Genomic DNA, 6,743 nt, shown 5'->3' with positions numbered 1-6,743 from the left:
ATTATGTTGAACAGTCGCAACAGAAGCATTGGCATAAAACATTATCTACAAAGCCGAATTTCGGCGCACAAAGTAAGCTGATTCAGTTTGCGGCGTAAGTCATGCATGAAACGCCGCGCCATTTATGGCGCGGTAGTTTACGTAAAATTATTTTTGATGGACTAAAAAATAAGGCTTCCGAATTTGGAAAAAATCTGCATGAAGATATTGCGTATAAGTTCACTAATTATCAAGTTCCTATGAGTTATCTGAATTTAAATCGCGTGCTGCCAGATTATTGTCATGAAATGTTACGGGGTGGTACGTATTACCAACTTGTAAATTACAAACATATTGAAAAAGAGTCTTCGACTTTTGATAATGCAAAAAGCGAGTTTGATGCAGAAGCAGTCTATCAAGCATACAAATCCGGCTTGAAGTTTGATGATCTTGTTCTTGTCGTAAACCGTAAAAAAACACCATCGGTTGTGGATGCTTCGGCATCACAAAAGCTTGTTAAAAGAGGGATTAGGGATACGTCTACTTTTGCTGCCGAAAGTATTTCTGAAGAAAACAGCAAAAAATATGGCGGATTGATTGCAGATATGGCAATCAAAGATAAAAAATCGAGTATATCTCTTGAAGCTGAGGCGTATTTGTACAAACATGTGCCCGCTCGTGATTATTCGATCACATATATTGGCGTCATCCCCTAACACACATTACTTGACGATCGCTTCGATACCTATAGAGATAGTGTCTGTTCTCTTCCAGGCCCTACAGAAACATATTTTATTTTGACACCCATCATATTTTCAAGCTCTTGCACATAGTGTTTTACATTTTCTGGAATGTCTGTAAAATTAGCAATATTTGAGACATCATCATTCCATCCAGGGATATCAACATAACTGGGTTTGCATTTTGCGACATCATGTGAAAGCTCCGGCATATAATCGAGTTTATTTCCATCCAGTTCATACCCTATGCAAAGTTTTACCGGATCAAGCCCTGAAAGTACATCAAGCTTTGTGAGCGCCATAGACGTATATCCATTGAGATTGATGGCTTTTTTTGCAATCGGCATGTCAAACCATCCGCATCGTCTCGGCCTTCCAGTAGTTGTGCCGAATTCTCTGCCTTCTTCGCGCAGATATTCGCCTATTTCATTTTTCTGTTCAGTGGGCAGCGGTCCTTCTCCAACACGCGTGATATATGCTTTGATAACTCCTATCACTTCATCAACTTTTTTTGGACCTACGCCAAGTGAAGCACATGCAGACCCAGCGATTGTACTGGATGAAGTTACGTATTTCTGCGTGCCGTGAATATTGTCAAGATGCGTTCCCTGCGCGCCTTCTGCAAGAACTTTTTTATTGTCTTTCAATGCAAAATTTATTTCTTTTGATACGTCCGTTATGTATGGGTCTAGCATTTCTCCGAGTTGTATATAGTCCTCTTTTCCTTTGCTTGCGAGTTTTGGATCTCCGCCAAGCAATTCTATTTCAAACTCTTTTTGCGGGAGCAATTCCTCAAAACGTTCTGTGAAGCGAGTGTTATTTATCAAGTCAGCGAAAATTATTTCATCGCGACTTACTTTATCTCGATACGCATACCCGATTCCTCTTCCTGTGGTACCGATTTTATCTTTACGCCTTTCTTCTTTTAGGGTGTCAAGCGCCACATGATACGGCATTATGATGCTCGTCTTTGCATCAATGCCAAGTTTTGTTGGTGGCGCATCTATGCCGCATTCTGCGAGCATATTGATTTCATCCATCAATGTTATGGGGTTCATTACAGTGCCGGGACCTATCAGAAGACGTTTGTCATACAGAACTCCAGAAGGGATTAGGTGCAGCTTGTATGTTTTTCCATCTGTGACAACAGTATGTCCGGCATTGTCGCCGCCCTGAAATCGGGCGATAATGTCGTATTCGGAAGCAAGCATATCCACGATTTTACCTTTGCCTTCGTCTCCAAATTGCGCGCCGGTTATTATTGTGAACATGGACAAACCTTTGATTGACTTTAATTAACCTTTGATAACTCCCATTGGTTTCAGTTTTGCGACAAGCGTTCCTATGCCTGCAACATTTGAAACTCGTACCACTTCGTCAATATCTTTGTAGACTTCTGGCGCTTCTTCAGCAATGCCTTTCCATCCGCCGCTTGCGCGCAATTGAATATTCTGTTTTAGGAGATTGTCTCGCACATCTTCGCCTCGGAATCTCCGAAGCGCATCGCCTCTTGACATTACGCGCCCTGCTCCGTGCGCTGTCGAGCCAAAAGTTACGTGCTCAGCTTGCGTTGTTCCTGAAAGAAGATAAGATGAAGTTCCCATTGAGCCCGGAATAATCACTGGCTGCCCGATTTTTCGATATATCGCAGGAATTTCGATTCTTCCCGGGCCAAAGCTTCGTGTCGCGCCTTTTCTATGTATGCATAATGTTTTTTTCTTTCCGTCGATTTCATGCTCTTCGAATTTCGCGATATTGTGGGCCACATCATACACCAGCTTCATTTCAAGGTCTTCTGGCGTTGATTTGAGTATTCCTGCAAAGCTTTCGCGTACCCAATGCATTATCATCTGCCTGTTTGCCCATGCGAAATTGGCTGCTGCAGACATGGCGTTATAGTATTTTTTCCCGAGTTCAGAATCAAGGGGCGCGTAAATCAATTCCCTGTCAGGCAGTTTTGAAATATCCTGGCCGAAGCTTTTTTCCATTTCGCGAAGGTAGTCCGAGCATATTTGGTGCCCAAGGCCTCTTGAGCCGCAATGAATCATTACGCACAACTGGTTTTTTGAAACGCCGAAAGCCTTTGCTGCTTTTTCGTTATAAATTTCCTCGACATACTGCAGTTCAAGAAAATGATTTCCGGAGCCTAAAGAACCGAGCTGAGGCATGCCTCTTTTTATCGCGTCTGCTGTGATGTAGTGCTCGGATACTTTCATCTCGCCGTTCTCTTCATGGCGTTCCAAGTCTTCTTTCCAGCCGTAGCCGTGCTCGATTGCCCATCGTGCGCCTTTGAAAAGCACGTCGTTTAATTCCTCGCGCGTGGCCCTTATTTTCCCGGAGCTTCCGACGCCGGCAGGAACGTTTTTCTGGACAAGATTCAGAAGATCGCTTATTTTTGATTTTGCAGATTCGCGCGTCATGTTTGTTGAAACAAGCCGCACGCCGCAGTTGATGTCGTAACCGATTCCGCCCGGAGAAATGATGCCGCCTTCCTTTTCGTCGAATGCAGCAACTCCGCCTATCGGAAATCCATAGCCTTCGTGTGCATCAGGCATTGTTAGAGAGTGCTTCTGGATTCCGGGAAGGCAAGCGACATTCATTGCCTGGCGCAACGTGTTGTCGAGCTTGATTTTTTCCATCAATGTGTCTGATGCAAAAATCACTGCAGGAACATTCATTTTGCCCTCTTTTTCAACCATGTAGGAGAAATCGTTTATTCGCGTAAGCTTCATAATATCACTATCTGCATATTTGGAGGGGAAGGTTTATAATGGAATTGTCATGAGTTGAGTTTTAAATATCTCGGCAGACAAACATAATCAGGCAAATGATGATACTGACCTACACTGACAAAATGTGATGAGCGATGGGCGGACTGATGCCAAATATAGTATTAATAGGATATAGCGTTTTTTTGTCATATTGCGCTTTTATGCACGTCAATTGCCGAATTATATGAGAAACGCACCTTAAATACTTTAAACCTTTTGAAATCAATTAAATGCCTGTATGACTTTAAGAGAAGGAGGGATTATTAAAAAAGATAAATCCTCTATGCAGTTATTCAGCGTTTCAGGGCTCGTTCTTTCGGTTGCAGGAGTTTTTTCAGGCGCGCAAAAAACAGTTTCTGTAACTGATGAGAATATAATTGCTGAAAAAGTAAATGCTGAAAATCGAGTCACCTTAAATAGTCCTGCCCGAGATATCGTAAATGCGGAAAATCGCGTTTCTTCAAATAATCCTGCCTGCAGCGGCTCGCGTCATGAAAAAAGCGTTCTTGAGCTGATAAAACTTGACTTTAAGAAGCACAGAAGAGTTGTAATTGCAATTGGCGCGATTCTTTTAATTTTGTCCGCGTTTTTCTTTTACACTTATATGAAAGCGGGTATTGTCCTTTTGTCGCTGATATTCATGGGCGCGATTTCGAGGGTATGGCAGCGCTTTTTTCCGTTTGAGTTTGGAATTGAACTGGTTATGCTTGCGACAGTAGTTTCAGGAGTCACATATGGCGCCGCCGCCGGATTGATTGTCGGTTTTGTTTCGCTTGTTTTAAGCACACTCCTGACACAGGAAGACCATGGAAAGATGTGGCCTGCATTTATTACAATAATGGTTATCGGATTTCTTGCAGGAACATTGACAATAGCAAATATAGCGCTATGGGGTGTCATTTTTACAGTGCTTTACGACGCCATAATTTCAGTAATTTATATTTCTTCAGGGCACAGCGCGATAAAGACCCTAGTTTTTGATGCGACACATATAGCTTTCAATTACTTTGTTTTTTATCATATTGCACCGACGTTGGTTTCTATTGTGGCATGAATTAAAGAAATTGCCTAAAGTGAGCGCACCGGCAATTTCTATATTTTCTTTTTGAACATTCGACCCAAACTGAAAATGCAATTCAAACATATAAATCTTAAAGCGCAAAATTAGGTATGGCGCTAATTCATTTAACCTGTGGTAATTTTGAAGCCGAAGTCATTAAAAGCAAGATTCCGGTAATTGTAGATTTCTGGGCGAACTGGTGCCCGCCATGCAGGATGATGAGCCCTATTTTCGAGGAGCTTTCAGGTGACAAATCGTACGCAGGCAAGTTGAAATTTGCAAAGCTTGATACTGAGGAAGCGCCGGAAATTGCAGGAAAATACGAAATAATGAGCATACCATCATTTGTTCTTTTCATGGACGGCGCGGAAAAGGCGCGTATTGTCGGAGCAATGCCTAAGGAAGACTTCAAAAAGCAGATTGATAAGGCGCTGAAGAAGTAATGTTAATGTATATTTCGATTCTTTTTATTCTTTCAAGCGCAATTAGTTCTATGATTTCTCCAGAACGTGCGGTTCGCTACTCTCGCCAGATTGCATTTGATACAATAGGCAAATTAGGGCAGAAGAAGTTGTCGCGCGCGAAAGTTGCAATTATCGGTCTTGGAGGACTTGGTTCTGTGGCTGCGATGATTTTGGCGCGTGCAGGAGTCGGATATTTGCGCATGATTGACCGCGATATTGTCGAGCCGGACAATCTGCAAAGGCAGGTGCTTTTTGATGAGTCTGATATCGGTGCGACAAAATCATTTGTATCAAAAAAGCGGCTTTCGGCGATAAATTCCGGCATTAAAATAGACGCTATATGCGATGATTTGGATGAAAAAACCGCGAAAAAACTGCTTTCTGGCGTTGACATTATTCTTGACGGAACTGACAATATGGAGGCGCGAATGATAATCAATGCGTTTGCTGTAAAGAACAAAATTCCTTATATTTACGGCGCATCTGTGCGCGACAAAGGCATGGCACTGGCTGTGCTTCCCGGGAAAACAGCATGCCTCAAATGCGTTTTCCAGCGCGTGTCAGGGCTTGAAATGGATTGCGGCCGGCTCGGGGTGATTCCGACAGCAACAGGACTTATAGCGACAATTGAAGCAAACGAAGCGCTGAAGATAATCTGCGGATTCGGAAAAACGCTTGCAGGAAAGTTGTTTTATGCAGACTTGTTAGAGAATCGTTTCGATGTTCTTGATGTAAAAAGGAATTCTAAATGCGATGTTTGCGGGAAAAAACAGTGAATCCCGGAAGTGTTATCTTACCTTTGATTTTAAATAGGTGGCTAATGCATTTGCAGTCGCTGCATTCGAAATCTTCAACACAATTTCCAATGCGCGCGATTTTTTCCGCAGTCGCGCACTCTTCGCTTTCAAACGTTGAAGCTACGCGCTTTAGCGCGGAGCGAAACTTTGAAACGGCTTGAAAATCCGGACAAGCACCACCCTTTAAGGTGGGGCATGCATAAGGATTTTCATGACTTTTTCCGGCTTCTTTTGCAAGAACTTGCGTGATTCGCGCGCATTTATTTGAAAGCATGTAATCTATATGCCAATGCAGTTTTTTCTCATATCTCAAGTGGCGCGCAATGCGGTTTTCAAGCCCGTTCATTGCAGAGCCGACATAGACATAGCTGCCTTTTTCAAAAAACAACTCTCCTAAAGAGCCGATTCTGATGCGCGCATCTTTTTCGAGGCGGATAACCAGACAGTAAATTCCTTTCATACAATTAGCTGAATATATAATTGAATTCTTTTAAAACATCCTGTCCTTTTTTGGAGGCGGCATACCGTATTTCTCGAGTCGCATAAAAATTTTCCGCATCAAATGTTTTTATGGGATTTACAAGTTTTCTTTCGATTAAGTCGCGCAATATGGGAATTATTTTAAGCGCATCGCTAGTGTACTTGCAGTTGCCATTATTTGTGCTATTCACACACCCCAAATAAGCGGCAATATTTTCAAAAGATGCAGGTTGCTTGCAGCCGATGAGTGCCTCAAGTATTTTTTCATCCGTGATTCTAGTCGGGTTCATTTTCATCACACCGTATTTAAATTGTGATATCCCGTAATCATTTCCATCTTCTTTGATATATATTTCGCGCACATAATTTCGCCTCAAAACCAATCTTTAGCGGACTCAAACCAGACTTCAGGCCGCATTTTTCGTATAAACGCTTCAGTTGGCGTTTCAGCT

8 protein-coding genes are annotated in these 6,743 nt (G+C 42.5%); 4 read left to right on the top strand and 4 right to left on the bottom strand.

Annotated elements, in window-relative coordinates:
* The first annotated feature begins 101 nt into the window (after nt 1–101).
* Nucleotides 102–695, top strand: a complete 594-nt coding sequence (locus KKB09_01190; protein ID MBU4299808.1) for a hypothetical protein — start codon at nt 102–104, stop codon at nt 693–695.
* Between the two features lie 29 nt (nt 696–724).
* Here KKB09_01190 and KKB09_01185 read toward each other — a convergent pair whose 3' ends face one another.
* Together KKB09_01185 and KKB09_01180 are read right to left on the bottom strand one after the other, a co-directional pair.
* A complete protein-coding gene (locus KKB09_01185; protein ID MBU4299807.1) occupies nt 725–1,990 on the bottom strand; it encodes an adenylosuccinate synthase in 1,266 nt (421 codons plus the stop codon).
* Between the two features lie 24 nt (nt 1,991–2,014).
* Nucleotides 2,015–3,451 carry an RtcB family protein gene (locus tag KKB09_01180; protein ID MBU4299806.1) on the bottom strand — a complete coding sequence of 479 codons (1,437 nt, stop codon included), beginning with the start codon at nt 3,449–3,451 and terminating at the stop codon, nt 2,015–2,017.
* Between the two features lie 277 nt (nt 3,452–3,728).
* Here KKB09_01180 and KKB09_01175 point away from each other — a divergent pair, with 277 nt between their 5' ends.
* The 3 genes from KKB09_01175 (at nt 3,729) to KKB09_01165 (ending at nt 5,790) form a co-directional block, all read left to right on the top strand.
* Nucleotides 3,729–4,544, top strand: coding sequence for a hypothetical protein (locus KKB09_01175; protein ID MBU4299805.1), 816 nt, complete (start codon nt 3,729–3,731; stop codon nt 4,542–4,544).
* A 116-nt stretch (nt 4,545–4,660) separates the two neighbouring features.
* Nucleotides 4,661–4,993: a thioredoxin gene (trxA, locus tag KKB09_01170; GenBank protein ID MBU4299804.1), complete on the top strand. Its 333-nt coding sequence runs from the start codon at nt 4,661–4,663 to the stop codon at nt 4,991–4,993.
* 50 nt (nt 4,994–5,043) lie between these two features.
* On the top strand, nt 5,044–5,790 hold the full coding sequence (locus KKB09_01165; GenBank protein ID MBU4299803.1) for a HesA/MoeB/ThiF family protein: 747 nt from the start codon (nt 5,044–5,046) through the stop codon (nt 5,788–5,790).
* Here KKB09_01165 and KKB09_01160 read toward each other — a convergent pair.
* Both KKB09_01160 and KKB09_01155 read right to left on the bottom strand, forming a co-directional pair.
* Nucleotides 5,759–6,271 carry a GIY-YIG nuclease family protein gene (locus KKB09_01160; GenBank protein MBU4299802.1) on the bottom strand — a complete coding sequence of 171 codons (513 nt, stop codon included), beginning with the start codon at nt 6,269–6,271 and terminating at the stop codon, nt 5,759–5,761. The two genes, KKB09_01165 and KKB09_01160, sit on opposite strands and share 32 nt — an antisense overlap.
* Nucleotides 6,272–6,275: 4 nt before the next feature.
* A complete protein-coding gene (locus KKB09_01155; protein MBU4299801.1) occupies nt 6,276–6,581 on the bottom strand; it encodes a hypothetical protein in 306 nt (101 codons plus the stop codon).
* Nucleotides 6,582–6,743: the final 162 nt, after the last annotated feature.

This window comes from Nanoarchaeota archaeon (assembly GCA_018897155.1).
Lineage (GTDB): Archaea > EX4484-52 > EX4484-52 > EX4484-52 > LFW-46 > LFW-46.
This window is presented reverse-complemented; position numbering and strand designations above follow the sequence as displayed.